Origin of the sequence: Winkia neuii subsp. neuii DSM 8576 (assembly GCF_000420405.1) — a bacterium.
GTDB classification, from domain to species: domain Bacteria; phylum Actinomycetota; class Actinomycetes; order Actinomycetales; family Actinomycetaceae; genus Winkia; species Winkia neuii.
The window spans coordinates 1-18,062 of the sequence record NZ_ATUW01000015.1 but is presented as its reverse complement, the minus strand read 5'-3'; the positions used below and the strand labels follow the sequence as shown (position 1 = coordinate 18,062).

The 18,062-nt window shown below is 54.3% G+C and carries 12 protein-coding genes; 5 read left to right on the top strand and 7 right to left on the bottom strand.

Going from position 1 to position 18,062, the window contains the following annotated elements:
• Positions 1–167 precede the first annotated feature (167 nt).
• A complete protein-coding gene (locus G437_RS0109825) occupies positions 168–1,214 on the top strand; it encodes an FHA domain-containing protein (protein ID WP_024332380.1) in 1,047 nt (348 codons plus the stop codon).
• Here the strand turns inward: G437_RS0109825 and G437_RS0109820 are convergent.
• The 3 genes from G437_RS0109820 to G437_RS0109810 form a co-directional block, all read right to left on the bottom strand.
• Entirely contained in the window at positions 1,205–2,536 is a 1,332-nt protein-coding gene (locus tag G437_RS0109820) for an MFS transporter (protein ID WP_051141943.1), read from the bottom strand. The genes G437_RS0109825 and G437_RS0109820 overlap by 10 nt on opposite strands.
• A gap of 242 nt (positions 2,537–2,778) precedes the next feature.
• A complete protein-coding gene (gndA, locus tag G437_RS0109815) occupies positions 2,779–4,233 on the bottom strand; it encodes an NADP-dependent phosphogluconate dehydrogenase (protein ID WP_024332378.1) in 1,455 nt (484 codons plus the stop codon).
• A 194-nt stretch (positions 4,234–4,427) separates the two neighbouring features.
• Complete coding sequence (locus tag G437_RS0109810) at positions 4,428–5,984, bottom strand: UDP-N-acetylmuramoyl-L-alanyl-D-glutamate--2,6-diaminopimelate ligase (RefSeq protein WP_024332377.1); 1,557 nt, start codon at positions 5,982–5,984, stop codon at positions 4,428–4,430.
• Positions 5,985–6,134: 150 nt separating this feature from the next.
• On the opposite strand from G437_RS0109810, the gene G437_RS0109805 reads away from it, so the two are divergent.
• Positions 6,135–6,746 (top strand): DUF4126 domain-containing protein, encoded by a 612-nt coding sequence (locus tag G437_RS0109805; RefSeq protein WP_051141942.1) that lies wholly within the window; start codon positions 6,135–6,137, stop codon positions 6,744–6,746.
• Between the two features lie 75 nt (positions 6,747–6,821).
• Positions 6,822–7,547, top strand: coding sequence for a hypothetical protein (locus tag G437_RS0109800; protein ID WP_024332375.1), 726 nt, complete (start codon positions 6,822–6,824; stop codon positions 7,545–7,547).
• 103 nt (positions 7,548–7,650) lie between these two features.
• Here the strand turns inward: G437_RS0109800 and G437_RS0109795 are convergent, their stop codons facing one another.
• Together G437_RS0109795 and G437_RS11250 are read right to left on the bottom strand one after the other, a co-directional pair.
• The gene (locus tag G437_RS0109795) at positions 7,651–8,457 is read right to left on the bottom strand and encodes a hydroxymethylpyrimidine/phosphomethylpyrimidine kinase (protein ID WP_024332374.1); all 807 of its coding nucleotides are present in this window, start codon (positions 8,455–8,457) and stop codon (positions 7,651–7,653) included.
• An 82-nt stretch (positions 8,458–8,539) separates the two neighbouring features.
• Positions 8,540–10,492: a CE1758 family FMN-dependent luciferase-like monooxygenase gene (locus tag G437_RS11250; RefSeq protein WP_081638956.1), complete on the bottom strand. Its 1,953-nt coding sequence runs from the start codon at positions 10,490–10,492 to the stop codon at positions 8,540–8,542.
• Positions 10,493–10,560: 68 nt separating this feature from the next.
• On the opposite strand from G437_RS11250, the gene G437_RS0109785 reads away from it, so the two are divergent.
• The gene (locus G437_RS0109785) at positions 10,561–11,634 is read left to right on the top strand and encodes a hypothetical protein (RefSeq protein ID WP_024332372.1); all 1,074 of its coding nucleotides are present in this window, start codon (positions 10,561–10,563) and stop codon (positions 11,632–11,634) included.
• A gap of 89 nt (positions 11,635–11,723) precedes the next feature.
• Positions 11,724–14,258 (top strand): MMPL family transporter, encoded by a 2,535-nt coding sequence (locus G437_RS0109780; RefSeq protein ID WP_024332371.1) that lies wholly within the window; start codon positions 11,724–11,726, stop codon positions 14,256–14,258.
• 426 nt (positions 14,259–14,684) lie between these two features.
• On the opposite strand, the gene G437_RS0109775 is transcribed toward G437_RS0109780, so the two are convergent.
• Together G437_RS0109775 and G437_RS0109765 are read right to left on the bottom strand one after the other, a co-directional pair.
• Positions 14,685–16,148: a VaFE repeat-containing surface-anchored protein gene (locus G437_RS0109775; RefSeq protein ID WP_024332370.1), complete on the bottom strand. Its 1,464-nt coding sequence runs from the start codon at positions 16,146–16,148 to the stop codon at positions 14,685–14,687.
• A gap of 759 nt (positions 16,149–16,907) precedes the next feature.
• On the bottom strand, positions 16,908–18,062 hold a 1,155-nt coding region (locus tag G437_RS0109765; RefSeq protein ID WP_029769569.1), incomplete at its 5' end, for a Rib/alpha-like domain-containing protein.

Sequence of the window (18,062 nt, the reverse complement as noted above, 5' to 3'; positions counted from 1 at the left end):
GTCCAAGGGTGAAGTTTAGGTTAACGCCAGACGAAAAATAGATTGACGAGGGCGAAGCTATGGGCGGGTTCACACATTTTTCATACAAATGATCATCATAGCTGGTCAGAATCGGCGAAACGGATAACATGGCGCTGCAGGCATAATTATCCAAGCCCAAAACAAAAATGAAGACGAAACTAAACACAGACCGAAAAACGGGCACGCTAACCCTAAGTGTGCACCTAGATACCACTCATCCAATAGACCACCTGTCAGCCCAATGGCTGGCAGGGGACCCGTCCGACCTCATGCTTGCCTTTCGCTACGAAACCACCCCAAAGGGGTCTTTTCTGTATTACAACGTGACCGACTTGCTCCCCCTAGACAAAGTGTTGCGAGGAGCAGTAACCGAAAGTTTTGCCCGTAACCTGTTGCTCACCGCCTGCGACGCTATCGAACTGTGCAACAACAATTACGCAAACCCGGTTGGCCTACTCTTTTCCCCTCGCCACGTTTACGTTTCCCCCGAAACTAAGCTGGCCAGTTTCGTCCTCGTAACGTCGCTGATCGTTGACAAATCCGTAAAAGATTCCTTGGGACAGCTTGTGAACGCCGTAATCAAATCCGTCCCGTCGCACGCTCGCGACCTTGCCGCGCTGCGCGACTACGCTTTTGCCCACCCGAGCCCAGCACCGAAAACATTGCGGCAGCTAATCTGGGAGGCGTTCACCGATACAGACCTACCAAATATCTCAGCTGCCCCCCGGGAATCGGCTCCGCCGCCCGCCAAGAGTGCGGCAGAGCCCGCTGCAGGCGAGGCCACAATCCTGCCCGCGGACGGCGCCACTATCCTAAAAAGCCCAGCTCCGCCGGCCCCTGCCCCACTAGTTGCCCACCCCCCGACTCGGACCGCTTTTACTGTGACCCGTGCGCGCGACGGACGCATGGCCATAGTGCGCAAACGCGAGGCCACCATTGGCCGCTCCGCCAAGTCCGACATACACATGGGAGGAAATTCAGATGTTTCTAGGAAACACGCTCAAATCGTTGTCGAGGGCGACGCGTTCCTTTTGACCGACCTCGATTCGAAAAATGGCACCTTTGTGAATGGGCAGCGGCTCGCCTCCGGCCATGCCGCCACCCTCCACGACGGCGACAAATTCGCCCTGTCGGGGGACGTGTTCACAATCGAAACCTTGCAACAATCCCCCGACAGCGACACTCAATCCTGAGCCGACAAGGACGCGCCCTTAGTCTCGCGGCCCATCCAGGCGGCAGCCGAGGCCAAGCACATGCCAATTGCGATCATGCCCCACACCGGAAGCCATCCGCGTGGGCCACTGCCCACAATTGCGGCAGCTAGCGTGGGTGCGAAACCCACCACCAGCAGGCCAATTTGTAAGCCGACCGCATATCCGGTCGCGCGCACCCTGGTCGGGAAGATCTCGGTGAACAGGGTGCCCTGAACAGAATTACACACATTCGCCGCGCACATGACCCCCAAAAAAGCAAGGGAAATGTACAGGTAACTGCGCGATTGAATAGCCGCAAAGAAAGCGAAGAACATGGCCCCGATTATCAATACGCCTACACCGAATACGGGCCGGCGTCCGATCCGATCTGAAAGCGCCGCCCCCGGAGGCCCACAAACTAATGCGACAACCGACATAGCGCTAATAATTGCCAACATTTTCGCGGCAGATAAATTAGCGTATTCCACTGCATAACTCACGGAAAACACAGTTGACATCGAACCTGTAAGTGTCATCAAAGTGCAGAATATTACCCGCAGTACAGCCCGCCAATGCTCTGTGAAAATTTCTTTCAACTGCTCGGCCATTGAATAACTCGACGCTTCGCCCTCGGCATTTTGATAAACCGGAGCATCCCCAACGGTACTGCGAATATATAGAGTGAAAAGCGACAGGGGCCCAATCACCCAAAAGGGAATACGCCATCCCCACGACAAGAGGAATTCCTGGCCGAAGGCAGTGACCGGAGCAAAGGCGGCAGAACCGAGCGCAGTGCCCGCAGCAATTCCGAGCATGATCCAGCCCGAGTACAAGGCACGCTTGTCACGAGGAGCGTGTTCAGAAGCTAACGCCATTGCCGCAGCCTGCTCGCCGCCCGCAGAAAGCCCCTGCGCCAGACGCAAAACAACCAGCAGAATAGGCGCTAAGATCCCCACGCTCTTAGGGGTTGGAAGGCAACCAATCAGGAAAGTTGCTGCCCCCATAAGCGCCAGCGTGTAAATGAGCGTATGGGCGCGGCCGTGCCGATCGCCAAGCGAGCCAAACAAAACGGCCCCAACCGGGCGGGCAACGTAAGCCAGCCCGAACGTAGCGAACGAGGCCATCGCCGCTCCGCGCGGCCCCATAGAATCAAAAAACAAGTGCGAAAAAACCAGGGCTGATGCCGTGGCAAACGCAATAAGATCAAAGTATTCAATTGTTGATCCCATGAATCCCGAAAATGCGGCACGTTTTGCAGTCCGCAATTGTTCGGCAGTCATTTCGGCGGCAATTGGCCGCTCTGTATGTTGCGTCAAAGACAAGGGGAACCTCCACAGGATGAGACCGCAACTATTACGCAACTATCCTAGCCCGTTGATTTATATATTTTTTGTATTACTTTTCACTAATATGTCTGGTATTTGACATAATTATTTATTATTCGACATTTCGGCGATTTCGGTAATCAATAAAATACCCACCCAGCGAAATGCTCCCCACAAGTAGCTGGTTTCTTAGTCTGCTAGTGGAGAGCAGTTCGCTGGGTGGGGGCATTTTCTGGCTGTTACCACTGCTCCTCGGGGCGTCCCTGCTGAGCCCACAGCGTGTGGAACGTGCCTTCTTTATCGACACGCTTATAGGTATGCGAGCCAAAGAAATCGCGTTGGCCCTGAATCAGTGCAGCTGGCAACCGCTTCGCCCGCACCCCGTCATAATAGGAAAGCGAGGACGAGAACACGGGTGCCGGCGCCCCATGCAAAGCTGCCTGCGCAACAATGCGTCGCCACGCCGGCAGGCATTCTTGGATCTTCCCATAAAAGTACTCGTCGCCGATCAGCAAGGGCAACTCGGGATCCTTCTCAAAAGCCCTAGTTATGTCGTTCAAAAAGCGCGCCCGAATAATGCAACCGCCCCGCCAAATACGGGCCATATCCCCATTTTCGATCTGCCAGCCATACTCTTTAGCTGCCGCCTGGATCTCGTTGAAACCCTGCGAATAGGCAACAACTTTAGAAGCAAACAATGCCTGGCGCACGTCCTCGATGAAAGCTTCCCTGTCCTTTACCTGCCACGGTTCGGCCTGCCCCTCAAAATTCTGGGCGGCCTGGCGTTGCTCCGGAGCCGACGAAAGGCCACGCGCAAACGTCGCCTCCCCGATGCCCGTAACCGGTACTGCCAGATCTAGAGCGGTCTGCACCGTCCACATGCCCGTGCCCTTTTGGCCCGCAGCATCCTGGATCAGATCCACCAGCGGCTTACCGGTTTCGGCATCCACCTGCTTCAATACCTCGGCGGTGATCTCCATAAGGTACGAATCCAAGTCGCCCTCGTTCCACCGCGCGAACACCTCCCCAACCTGGGCGGGAGTCAAACCCAAAGCACGGCGCAGTAAATCATAGGCCTCACCAATTACCTGCATGTCAGCATACTCGATGCCGTTGTGAACCATCTTCACAAAGTGCCCGGCCCCGTCAGCACCAACGTGAGTGCAGCAAGGTTCGCCCTCGACGTGAGCCGAGATCTTTTCAAACATTGGCCCCAACCGGTCGTAAGCCCACTTAGAGCCACCCGGCATGATGGCGGGCCCCAGCAGAGCACCTTCTTCGCCGCCAGAAACCCCGGCTCCCACAAAATGCAGCCCCGCAGCCTTCAGCTCCGCCTCACGTCGACGAGTGTCGCTAAATAGCGAATTACCGCAGTCAACGATAATGTCGCCCTCTTCCATGTACTGTTTGAACTGGTCAATACAGGCGTCGGTGGCAGGGCCCGCCTTGACCATAATGATCGCCACGCGCGGCTTCTCTAAAGACAAAATGAAGTCTGCTACGTCTTCAGAAGGAATGAACGTGCCCTCACTGGCATACTTAGCCGCAACCTTCTGGGTTTTTGCTGAAGTGCGATTGGTTATTGCCACCTTGTAACCGTTGCGGGCCAGGTTGCGGGCCAAATTCGAGCCCATAACTCCCATACCCATTACGCCAATATCGGCCGAGCCTGCCTGCGGTGTAGGGATTGCCATTACCTCTCCTTCAAAAATTGGGTCACTACGAAGAATACTGCCAACACTGCATAGCCTACGCTAGCGCCGTCCAAGACCCGGCTACAGTTTCGCGAGGGCGACGCCGCCCTTCCCATACCCCCCGTCTCGCGCAGGTGGGATTCGGACACAGTAAAGGGGCACAACCGGCCCAGGCCAGGCTGTGCCCCTTTTACCTATTTTTCTTCGCGGCGGGGGTCGCGTTGGAGGATTTCGGCTGCGGTATCAATATCGGAATAGGTGTGTTTGATGTTCTCGATGTCTTGGTACCATTCGATGCCTTTGCCGGTGAGCATGACTATGTCGCCCTCGGTTGCAGAGAGGATAGCTTTGCGTACAGCATCACGCCGGCAGGTAGTTATCTCGGTGACGTTTTCTAGGTTCGGGCGTACTCGTTTGATCCCGCGGATTAGATAATCACGGATCTTTTGGGGGTCTTCAGTACGCGGGTTTTCGTCAGTAACCCACAAAATATCGGCTCTTCTTGCGGCTACTTCTGCTAGATCTTCCCGTTTAGAGGGATCCCTATCACCATCAGTACCAAAAACGATCACGACCTTGCCATCGGTCATATCTCGCACAGATTTTAGCGTCCAGTCCAACCCTTCGGGAGTGTGCGCGTAATCAGCAATTACTAGCGGCTGGCCCGCATGCGGGCTGGGATTTACCTTCTGCATCCGCCCGGGCACCTGACCGGCACCCTCGATAGCGCCAATAGCATCTTCAAGCTTGTACCCTAACTGCACGCCCGCGACCACGCTAAGAGCACAATTTTGTACGTTCACCTCGCCAAGGACCGGGCAAGCAACCCGCCCTATCTGCCCGGCCGGGCCATGCAAAGTAAAGACCGTGCGCATAGATTCCTTATCCGCACCAATATCACTAACCCACCAATCAGCCTTACTATCAGAAAGCGCGGCCACCGTAACAGAGGGCACACTAGATACCTCACTAAGGCGCTTGCCCCACTGATCGTCCACACAAATAACCCCCGCCTTAGAATGAGCCGGAGTAAAAAGAGCCGCCTTAGCAGCAAAATAGGTTTCCATGTCCCCGTAATAATCCAAGTGATCATGCTGCAAGTTAGTAAACAGGGCAACATCAAAACAAATCCCGTCAACCCTATGCAAAGACAGAGCATGCGAAGACGTCTCTACTACCGCCCCACCCAGATCTTGCTCACGCGCGGAAGCTAAAATACGCTGCAACACCGGCGCCTCAGCAGTAGTACGCGAAGCAATAATCTTATGCCGGCCAACCGAAATCTCGTTAGTACCACACAAAGCCGCCCGCGGATGATCAATCCCCAGCAAAGCCCTAAGCAAATAAGTAGTAGTAGTCTTCCCGTTAGTACCAGTAACCGTAGCAGTAACAAGATCACGGGCCGGATACGAATAAACATTACAAGAAATCCTAGCCGCAGCCTGGCGCGTATCCTCAACCACCACAACCGGCACCCCCAAGCTCTGGCCCGCACGCACCGCGCCCTCACGATCAGTAACAACAACTACCGCACCATGACGAACCGCAACACGGGCATGATCAATCCCATGCTCCGAATACCCCTTAACCGCAACAAAAATCCACCCCTTGTCAATATCATGAGTGGAAACACTAACCCCACAAACCCTAACCTGATCAACCCCACCAGGCCCCTCATAATCCAAGCCCGCCAAAGCATCAGACAAACAAACAGGTACAACCCTCGGACGAATATCGCAGATCTGCTCCATGGCTTCGATAGTAGTCCACCCCAGCCGCGGGTGTTTATTACGCGCCGAGCCCCCGCCCCGCTGCGGCGCTATTTACGCCCTCTTAGGCCGGCCACGTCAATATTTCTACAGACGCGCATTTGACGCGTTTTCGCAATACAATCGTGTTTGATGGAATTTTTAACCGCCCTCGGGCTATCTTCTGCAGCTGGTTTAAACGCTTATATCCCCATGCTGGTGTTTGGGCTGTTAGCGCGCTTTACGTCGCTGGTTTCCCTTCCCCCGGCCTGGCAGTGGTTGTCTGACCCGATTTTGTTGGCCATAGTCGGGGTTTTACTGGTGATCGAGGTCGTAGCCGACAAGGTCCCAGCAGTAGACACTATAAACGATGCTATTCAGACCGTTATCCGCCCCACCTCTGGTGGGCTCATGTTTGCCTCCGGTATCGATTCCGCTACCGGCGGGGCAGGGATGCAGCAGCTGAGCACTTCCGAAACCCTGCGGCAACCGTCGACTTGGATCGCTTTGGTGGTGGGCTTTGCGGTTGCGCTTGGCATTCACTTTTTCAAGTCTTCGTCCAGGCCGGTTTGGAACACCTCAACGTTGGGGGTGGCAGCTCCAATCGTTTCCACCGGCGAGGACGTAACTGCGGCGGCGCTATCTTTTTCGGCAGTTTTGGTGCCTATAGTCGCCCTCCTCTTGGTGTTAGCCCTGATAGGAGTCATAGTTTGGTTTTTCCTGAAGGTTCGCAAGCACATCACTAACCCGTCTCGAGTCGCATAATCTGGCAAATCTCTTATCCTTTAACCAGGCACGCATGTTTTGCCAGTAACTACTTTCTACGTATGAAGGACAAAGATGACATCTCGTACGCTTCGCTCTCTTACCGCTCTTGGCACTGCTGCCGCATTGGCGTTCTCGCTGTCGGCATGTGGGCAAAACTCCTCGAAATCAGTTGCTGATTCCTCCCCCAAGGATTTGGCCGCATCTTTCGAGAAGCTGACCCCCGACCAAGTAGCGAAGGCTCTCAAGAAGACCAAGTACGACGGCAAGAAGCTAAATAAGCTGGCTAAGGCCGAATCTGGCGACCCGCAGCTCAAAACCTTGAAGAAGCAGCTGCGGCAGTATATGGACCAAGCCACTAAGTCTGTAAAACCCGAAAAGTGCGCAGATTTCACCTCCAGCGTCGCCAATGCTGATTTTGATTATGTGGTGCAGGTTCAAGACCTTCCTACTGCCACACTCGAGGTCATAAAGTACAAGGGTAAGGATGTCGATACGGAAGAACCTATTAAGAGGACTGAAAAATTAGCTAAAGACTGTAGCGACATTACCGTAAACTTTGCCGGCAAAGAAGGTAAAATTCACACCGATTTCGAAGAGTTAAAAATACCTGGAGCCAATGCTGCAGATTGGCAGAAGGCTACGATCACTGGCGGAACTCGCACGCAAGAATCAGTGAGCGGACGTGCCGCCACTGGTCCCGTACAAATTATTATCGATAGCCCGAATGCCAAGCAGAAAGACAAGCTACTCGCCACCTTCAAAGAAGCTGTGACAAATATAGCTGAAGAGGCCAAGTAAAGATTCCGAAAAGCGGGGGGTTCCCACACCACAATGTGGGAACCCCCCGATTATTTTTCTACGAATTACCCGCCGCCCGGGCGGGAGGAACGTTTAGAATTGTTTAGTTGGCCCCCTGCCACACAGTATCGAAGGGCGTGTTGGCGCTTACGCGGGCATTTATGCCGTTAGTTACAAACTTTTTGGCGGCATCTACTGCTTTGGCAATGTCGGCGCCCTTGGCCAGCTCGGCTGTAATTGCTGCCGCTATGGTGCAGCCAGCACCGGATACACGCTGCTGGCCTACTTTGGGTGCGGTGAACCGGGTTAGTTCCTTTCCGTCCCAGAGTACGTCGACGGCCTCGTCTCCAGCTATCTCGACCCCGCCCTTGGCCACCACGTATGGAACTGATTCGCCAATGCGTTTGGCGGCTTCTTCCAGGTCCTCAACGGTTTCTATGGTGTCCATTCCTGAAAGGGTTTTAGCTTCGAACACGTTAGGAGTAACAACGGTCGCTAGGGGTAACACTTTTTCGCGCAACGCGTTGTCAGTGTCTAGGGCCGCTCCGGGCTCCTGCCCCTTGCAAATTAGGACGGGATCGACCACGACGTTCTTCCACTTACGTTGGGAAAGCCCCTGTGCGACTGCGTCGATCGTGTTCGGCGTTCCTAGCATGCCAATCTTGACTGTGTCCATTACCGAGGCGTCAAAGCAGGCTAGCGAAACCTCAATTTGTTCTTCAATAATGTCACGCGGGATCGGATGGAAGCGGTGCCCCCAGTTGTTGGAGGGGTCGAAGGCTACGATGCACGAGAGCGTGCCCACCCCATAGACGCCCAACTGCTGGTAGGTTTTTAGGTCGACTTGGAAGCCGGCACCGCCAGTGGCTTCAGAACCGGCGATTACGTATGCGACAGGTGGGGTGGACATTGGTCTCCTTAAAGCGAGGGTGTTTTATTCTTTCTTATTTTAACGGTCGATCTGTTTTGGGGCCCTACGTCGCCCGTGCCGACTACAAGAGCTTTTCAGCCAGTTGGGCAGCGGCTCGCCTTATGCGCCGGTCGAGCTCTTGCCCGCCACTTCCGTCAGAGTCTGTAGCTTTTGCCCCCCAGTCTTCAGTTGCTGCGTAAACGGCAGTGGGCACAGTTTCAGCGTGCATGTAGGTAAGCACGGGGCGCAGGTGATGTTCCAAAATGAGGGCGTGTCGCGGGGTGCCGCCCGTTGCTCCCAGCAGTACCGGCTTACCTTCCAGAGCGCCGTCTTCTAGAACGTCGAAGAATTGTTTGAAGAGGCCTGAGTAGGAGCCCTGGTAGGTGGGGGTGACTGCCACTATGGCGGCTGCACCCGATACTGCGGCCTTGATTCCTTCTAGGTCCTCGTTGCCGAATCCCGTTAGCACATTGTCCGCGAGCGGGCGGGCAAGTGCGCGCAAGGCTACTTCGCGAATTTGTATAGCTTGTCCGGCTCCGCCGAGTTTTCCTGCCGTTTCTTTCGCTAGGCGCATGGCGAGTTTACGTGAGGAAGAGGCGTCGGACATGCCCGCGTGGATTGCCACGATGCGGTGTTCGTCTGTAGTCCACCAGGGCGTCTGATCGTTTTGGGTGGCTTCTTCTTCGGAGCGCCCGCTTCCGGCATTCTGGGATTTTTGTAGCCACGCATCGGCCCTGTCGAGGGCTGCTTGCCTGGTTGGTGCCTGCTGGTAGAAGGAGGCGCCGGTTACGGTGTCTCCGGCTGCAGCCCCGTCGCGGGTGCCTATTCCGTCGTCAGTTTGAGCTCCCGCAGTAAGGTCAATGTTGGCCTGTTGCCAGCGTGGACGTTCCTGCTGAAGGTCGGGATCGGTTTGCTGGTCCTGCCACAGTCTCGCTTCAGAACGCGCGGGTTTTTTGCCGCGCTCAGCCAGTAACGTTTCGTGGGTGGGCGCATCTGGGACGCCTTCTTTTGCGAGGAGGGCGAATTCTTTGCGCAGAGTTGGGACTACCTCGCCTAGGAAGTCAATTTGGTGGAGTACTTCCCTCAGCGGCAAGCCGGCGTGGTCAACTAGGAATAGTTGACGCTGGTAGTCCCCTACCATTTCGCGGAACGAAAGGGTGCGGTCGATTACTTCTTGCGGAGACCCCACTGTGAGGGGGGTTTGTTCAGTAAATTCTTCCAGAGTGGGTCCGCCTCCGTAGACGGGGGCGTTGTCGAAGTAGGGGCGGAACGCAGCTTTAGCATCTTGGCTGTTTTTCGCCATGTACACTTGCCCGCCCAGGCCTACGATAGCTTTTTCGGCTGGGCCGTGCCCGTAGTGTTCGAAGCGTTCGCGGTATAGGCGCACCATTTTCGCCGTGTGGGAAGCCGGCCAGAAAATGTTGTTGTGGAAAAACCCATCCCCGTAGTAGGCGGCCTGTTCGGCTATTTCGGGGCTGCGAATTGAACCGTGCCAAACAAAGGGGGCCACGCCGTCCAGAGGGCGAGGTACTGAGGTGAAGCCGCGAAGGGGGGTGCGGTGTTTGCCTTCCCAGTACACGTCGGTCTCGTCCCAGAGCTTCCGCAAGAGGCCGTAGTTTTCAAACGAGAGTTCTATACCGTCGCGGATATCTTTGCCGAACCAGGGGTAAACTGGCCCGGTATTGCCGCGCCCGAGCATCAGATCGACTCTGCCGCCCGCTAGGTGCTGCAGCATGGCGTAGTCTTCGGCAAGTTTTACCGGATCGTTCGTGGTGATCAGGGTGGTGGAGGTTGATAGTAGTATTTTTTTAGTTTTGGCGGCAATATAGCCGAGCATCGTGGTGGGGCTCGAAGGCACAAAGGGCGGGTTGTGGTGTTCTCCTTGCGCAAATACGTCCAGACCTGCTTCCTCGGCGTGCACAGCAATTTTTGTCATTGCGTTGATGCGTTCAGATTCTGTGGGAACCGTTCCGCTGGTGGGGTCTATTGTTAGGTCGCCGACGCTGAATACGCCGAATTGCATCTTGTGTGCCATGGGGCCTCCCTTGTTGTGTCTGTTCCCATGTTAGGAAGAATGTCCCTAGTTCGTGCAAGGATTGGGGTATGGATGTAACTAACAACATGCTTGCGAATGCAAATAATCTTCCCGAGGGCGACTTGGGTCGCGTCCTCGATACCGTAGTTGCCACGCTGCGCGCTACCCCCACGTTCCTAACCCACTGGGCAGCCGGCGCTAACGTTCTTTTTGCTCCGGTAAGCGCGCTTTTGAGTTTTGGATTTGGGTGGCGCCCACAGGAGGCAGAAGGCCCCCAGCAAACTATTTTGCTCGACAGCGCCAAAGCTGACGAGGTAGGAGTAGATACCGACACTTTACTTGAGCACTCAATGGCAAATCTTGTTTCTAGAGCCAAAGTTGAACTTTCGAGGCGAACCGACATTCTGGGTGCTCCCATCCCCCTGGTGGCATCTACCTTGGCGGGCACCGAAGCTGTTCAGGTCGCTGGGCCTTCTGACATCGGGCCGTCCTGGCTGTTGCACGCTGGCGCGCTAGCTAAGACTAGGCAATGGTTGGCCAGCAACAAGGGTTGGAAGAATCCTCTGGTAATGCCGCTGTCGGATAGGCGAATTTGGTTTTTCGATGCCGATTCTTCAACTTTGGAGGCGGCTGTAACAGCAGCTGCTGGGCGCGGGATTAACGAACACACGGTCTGCCCGGTTCCTTTTGCTATTTCGGAGGGCGGCGACTTGAGCGAGTACACTGTCTCTCGCACGCATCCTGCCTTTAGTCAGTGGGCCCAGATAAGGCTTGGTTTGCTCGAGGATGCTTACACTCAGCAGGGAAAGATTTGTTCTTCACTGCCTTCAGTCTACGGCGAGGTATCCCCATTTGAGGTGGGCCCAGACCCGGAAGATCCACATCTCCCGTCGTCCTTTACGGCTCTGATTCCGGCTCCTTTGAGTTCAGTTCCGGCTGCTGAATATATTGCTTTTTTGCCACAGGCTAGGATTGGCGAGGATCCAGATTTCACTGACTCCATCAAGATCTCCTTTGAGTCTGCGCGAAAGATCTGGCCGGAAGGATTTGTTGTCGACAGTTCTACGTGGCCGCTTCGTTTCCGGGTTGAGGGTTTCCCGGATCTACCCACCCGGGCGGAGTTGTCGGCGCACGCTCTTTAATATATTTTGCCTTTGAAACTCTGGGCGCTCTCTAGTCGAGAGACATAGACTTAGAGGGAGTACTTACCCCGTTTTCTGCGCTAGGGAGCGTGCCCAAAGTGTTTGCCGGCTTAGCACGTGTCGTTGCTAGGCACGCGCGTGCGATTATCGTCGCTTGGGTTCTAATAATTGCAGCCTGCATTGCCGCGTCTGCTACAGGATTGGGCGGGAAGCCCTTGTGGGATCGACTCAATTCCGACATTCCCATGGCTCAGGGATCCGAATCTGAGCGGGGCCAACAGATCTTGGACAAGGCGCGCCAGCGCGCGTACCCGATCACTGCCGTGGTGTCTGGGGTTTCCGTAGAGGATAATGCGCCCGCCCTTTCCCGTTCTGTGGCGAGCCTGGCGGCTAAGATTCGCTCTTTGCGCGGGGTCACCTCAGTATCTTCACCATTTTTGCCACTGGATTTGGACACAGTCCGCCACTTTGCTCCCGCCAATGAGCAAGATAGCATCGTCGCTCCCGACGAGGCTGCAAAGCGAGCTCAAGATGGTATCGCTCAGGCCAATGCTGCAATAGAGCAAAGCCGGGCGGGTTTAGAACAAGCTCAGGCAGCTTTGGCTCAGTTACCCGAGCAGATGCAAACTCAACGCGAGCAGGCGCGCCAGGCCCGCGATAAGGCACAAGCTGGCTTAGATGAGGCCCAGGCCACCCGAGCTGAGGCTGAGGCTGGGTTAGAGCGAGCTCAGCGCTTACAGGAAATGTCAGTTTGGGAGCGCGTCCAAAATAGCGATTCTAAGAAGCTAGTCGCTTCGAATGGTGACGGTTTTGTAGTTTCGGTTACTTTGAATAAGACGCGGGTTGGTGATTCTCAGAGGGCGCGCAACAGGATCGTTTCGGCACTTTCCGATTGGCAGTCGCAGCTGCGGAAGGTAGCTCCGGCAGCGAAGCTGACTGTTTCTGACCAACAAGCTGTAATGAACGAATCCGTAGGTCAGGTGCGTTCTGACCTGGCTACCGGGGAGCTGGTTTCTTTACCGCTTACGGTTATTGCCATGCTGTTCATATTTGGTGGCTTAATCGCAGCTATGCTGCCGTTGGCTGGGGCCTTGGTGGCCATGGCAGTGTCTTTGGGAGCCCTGCTGGGACTCACCTATTTAGCGCCGCAGCAGTCTTTTGTATTGAATATTATCTCGGTGTTATCGCTCGGCCTTTCTATCGACTATTCGTTGCTGATAGTTTCTAGATTTCGCGAAGAATTGGCTCGTCGCACCAGCGAACCTAACAAGTATTTGCATTCGCTCGAGGCCACCTTGCAGACGGCTGGGCGGACGGTGTTCTTTAGTGCTCTTACTGTCGCAATTTCGATTTGCGGCCTGGCTGTATTTGATCCCGAGTTGTTGAAGTCTTTGGGCGCGGGCGGCGTTGCGGTTGTGCTTTCAGCTATGGCCAGTGCTCTAACGCTTACGCCTTCCGTGTTGATATTGGCTAGACGGCAGATGGCTCGCCCGTCTCCGCTTACGCGCATTCCGTTTGTGGGCCGTTTTGTCCGTCGCGAAACTGGGCACCTGCAAGATCATGGCGTGTTCGCTACGTTGGCTCGCACGGTTCATGCTCGCCCGTGGGTATTTTTGGTTGGCTGTTTGGCTGTGCTGTTTTTGATGTCTTCCCCGATTGCCGACATGCACATGAGGAATTCGGGAACCGAGATGATGCCTTCTTCTCTGCAGCAAATTCAGACTTTGGATCTTATAGATGCCCAGTATCCTCAACTGGGGGCTGCTGATGTGCATGTTTTAGCTAAGACTTCGAAGAGCAATTTGGATAAGTGGGTCCGTTCCAATGTGCAGTCTGTGCGGGGGGTTAGCGATGTGCGCGACGCGAGTGTGCTTCAGGATGGTTGGGTGCAGGCTCAGGTTTCTGTCGAGGGCGGGGATGGTTCGTCTCGTCTTGCCGAGCAGGTGACTAAGGACATTAGGGCGAATGCTTCCGCGGCCCCGTTTTCTGTGCTGGTTACTGGCCAGGCCGCTAACCAGGTGGATTTTGTGGATGCGCTGGTCCATGATTCTCCCTGGGTGGCTTTGGTGATTATTGGTGCAACGTTTGTTTTGCTGTTTTTGATGACTGGGTCAATTTTGGTTCCGTTGAAGGCGTTGTTGATTAATACGTTGTCTTTGGCGTCGGCGCTTGGGGTGGGCGTGTTCGTGTTTCAAAAGGGGCATTTGGAGTCGGTGTTGCAATTTACCTCCTTGGGTGGCCTTGAATCCTACGTTGTAGCCGTTATTTTCTGTTTTGGCTTTGGTTTGGCTATGGATTATGAGGTGTTTTTGATTTCGCGCATCAAGGAGGTTTGGGACCGTACGGGCGATAATGATCGGGCCGTTGAAATTGGTATGCAGCAGTCTGGGCGTATTATCACGTCTGCAGCTTTGATTTTGGTGTTGGTTTTCGTGGGGTTCTTGATGGGCAGGATGATGGTCATCAAGCAGGTTGGTTTTACGCTGGCTGTGGCTGTGTTGGTGGATGCCACGTTGGTTCGTATGTTGTTGGTTCCGGCTACTATGACGCTTTTGGGTAAGTGGAATTGGTGGGCTCCCAGGCCGTTAGCTAACTTGCATGAGCGGTTCGTCCCGCGGAGTTGACGCGACTGGCTTTGGCTGGTATGGATTTCGCTCTAGTTTGATGCGTTGGAGTGCCGCTGCGCCTGTTGTTGGCGGCTATTTTGGCGGGGGATCGTCTTTCTAGTTGGCTCAAGCTTGGGGCGTACTGCATTTCGCTGTTCAGATGGGTTTCTGTGTGCCCTTGGCCTTATCTGTTTTACTACCGGCGTTGAGGGCGTCTGGTTGGGTGTGCGGATTCTGCCGGTTGCGTGTGGTGGTGCCGCGTTTCGGCGCATGGGTGGTTGGGCTGCGTGTGGGGCTTTGTTTTGGTTTGGGCTGTTTGTGGGTGGTGCGTTTTGTGTTGTTGGGTTGGTTGTTTGGGGGTTAATGCGGAACTGGGATGCCGCTTTTGCGGCATCCCAGTTTCTGTTTAAGGTTCAGTAAGTTTGTGGCTTACTGTTCCAGGACTTAGTTCTTCTTGCGACGCTGGCCGAGGACGAGGGCTGCACCACCGGCGAGTGTTAGGGCAGCTATGCCGCCTAGTACGCCTGCGTTGGAGCCTGTCTTGGCTAGGGTCTTGGAAGACTTGATGCATTTGATGACGGTGACATTCTTCTTCTTGCCGTCCTTGCCCACGATTGTCTTCTTTTCGACTTTCTTGTGGGTTTCGGGCGGGCATGTCTGGTCCTCGTGGGGCTTACCTGGTTTGCCGGGTTTGCCGGGCTTACCAGGTTTGCCGGGCTTCTTAGAAGTTACGGTCTGATCAGCATCATTGAGATCCTTATGCTCGGCAATCTTAGTCTCCTCAGAAACCTCATTACCATCCTTATCAACCACCGCAGAAGTCAAAGTCTCAAACGCAACCGCGCTCTCAACAACATCCTTCACATCAGCATTGACAGTGATCTCAACCTTAGTAGAACCAGAAGCCTGTTCCGGAGTGAACTTCGCAGAACCCTCACCAACAACCTTCTCATCAGCCTTATTAATCAACTGCGCCGAAAGCGTGTACTCCTTACCAGGAATCAAATCCTCATAAGAAACAGTATCTACAACCTTGGCACCAGCCTTTACCTGATCACCATCCAAAGAAGCCTTAGTCTTGATAACCGGATTCTTCGGAGTGGTCTCGGGCGGGAAGCCCGGCTGATCCGGAGGCACCATACGCTGTGCGCGATTTACGGCTACCTTCCCGTTCGGCAGGGTCGGAGGCACATACGTAATGTAGCTTCCCTCGGGTGCTTTGTAGTCAATCGCGTGGTCGAAGGTAGACGCTCCACCAGTCGACGGTACGAAGCCTGTCAGTTCGGTGAAGTCCGCCGCTGAGACACCGACGTACTTACCAAGTTGGTCATTAGCATTTCCGTTGATTGCCTGGCCCGCAACGCTTTGCGCAGTAGGCGTACCCAATAGGGCTTGAGCGTATAGCCCATAGCGTCCTGCGTCGTCGTATTTGCCCGCCTTCCAAGAATCGATCATCTTGTTGATCATCAGATAGGCGGCGTTGTAGCGCTCCTGCGGATGCTGAGTATCCTGCGAAGCGTCGCCAATATTAGCTGGGGTTAGCTTCTGTGCAGTAGCTTTATCCCAGATTAGGTTCTTAGCGTCGGCGGGAGTCTTTAGACCCAAGTCGATACACCAGGCGAAACCAACATTTGACTTCTTGTTGGTTACACCATTGTCATCGCCACCGTTGCCAGCCCAGATGATATTCCCTTTGTCAGGGTAAAAACCGCTGCCAGCCGGAATATCCGCAAAGTCGTAGTTCGGCGTGAACTCGACCGTCTCCCCGAGATCTCCGTTTGCCGCGCGAGCAGCCGGAGATTCGAAGACAGCAGATAGCCCAGTGAGAGTTACGAGCAACGAGAATAGGGCGACCAAAACGGCCCCTACCTTCAGCTCCCTCCCCTTGGCTATTTGATGGTCTTTCATATTCTTCTTCCTTCAGATAGGTAAGAAAATGGAAACATTGTCGATCCAATGCTTCCCGAACACCTTCGTATTGGCAACTGTTCAGCTGAAAGAAGTCTTTAAATAGATGCACAGAAGCATAAACTTCCCAGGTTTTTCGAAACAGTTACGTAGGTTCTGTCACATAAACGCCTTGCCTGGAACTCTCAAACTCTCAATCTCTGCGAATTATGAGAGGTTATAAGCCCTGTTATTCCGTTGCAAAAGGCATACATTGCCGTCCGGAGCAGCCCATATGATAGTTGCTTAATCATTACCGTCCGGTAGGTCGAGTTGAAAATTAATGTAACACGACAGCTACCATCCGAGTGTCGAGACGACTTGACACTGACCTGCACGTTAAAACTTGCGATTACTCTTAACGTCAAAGATTAAACTCTCTAATATTTACCATTATTAAGTTACTGATCAGTTTGCTATTTACTGCACACGAGGCTCTCCTGCCGTGGCATAAGCTCCTCAATGGCCTTTGCCCCCATATGGGCAGCTGCTAGGAATGTGCCTGCACTCTTCGGGTAAGTTACCGTCACTGGAACCGTGTAACCACTTTTTGGCGCAGCCCCGTCCGACCTGACGTTGAAAGTGCCGTAGTTGTCAAACATTTCCTGGCTGGTGATCGAATCTGTATCCCGTAAGGGATCTTGTCTGTCTTTGGATTAGCTAGCTCACATAAAGAAGGTGGCCCTGGGGCTACTCCCCAAGGCCACCTTCAGGTAGAAATTACTTCTGCTTCCGCTTACGTGCGTAAGCTATAGCGCCCGCTCCGGCTAGTAGCAGTGCTAATGATGCAGCTCCATAACCGGCTGCCGCTGTGCCAGTTGTTGCGAGGCCTGGCCTACGAACCACGCTATCGGCGTCTGGAGCATCCTCATCCCTGTTAGGTTTCTGCTGCGGCTCAGTCCCTACCGGACGCCCAGTTTTAGCTTTGTTCTTGATTGGCAGTTCAAGCTTCGCAATGGTCTTTCCCTTTCCGTCTTTGACGGTGACAGTGATTGTCTGGTTGGGTTTTGCATCCTGCTCAGCCAAAACTTTTATGCTTCCATGGGTATCCATCTGAGCGGTACCGGGACCGTCAGTTTCGACCGTTGCTCCTGTTGCATTTCCACCTTTATTTGGGAGAGTTACCTCCTGACCGGCTTCTATTGCGACCGGATCCCATGCCGGCTTAGGTGTAACGGTTTCAGGTTCCGGTTTGAATACTACTTCCGCCTCATCCGAAGACCCATCCGGATAAGTCACCACCACCGGAACGGTAACTGGATCCTCTCCCTTTGCGGGCGCATCAACGATAGTAACCACTCCTGAGGAGGGATCAACTTTTGCTCCATCGGGGGCAGAGTCGCCGGGCTCGAACTTAACCTCATCTTGTCCCGAATCGGCTACAGGCTTATCAGTCTTGTTACCATTCTTATCTTCGAACGCAGGTTTCTCGGAGGCCACATCTCCGACAACGGGCGGATATACGGGTTCAATCTGGTCAGATATATTGTGGGGCTCCTCAGGATCGTCCTTCTTATCAGCAGGCCCCACCTTCACCGGAACACTAACCGTATCCGAAGACCCATCCGGATAAGTCACCACCACCGGAACCTTATAATCACCCGGCTCAACATCAGCACCCGGCTCAACACTAAGAGAACCATCACCATTAACAGTCACCCAACCAGGCACACCATCACCAGGACCAAACTTAGACCCCTCCGGCAACGCACTCCCATCAGCACCCTTAGGAACCGAAACAGAACCAGACTCACCAGCCTTGACCGAAACACCATCACCATAAGAAGGATCAACCACATCAGCAACCGGCTTCTTATCAGCAGGCCCCACCTTCACCGGAACACTAACCGTATCCGAAGACCCATCCGGATAAGT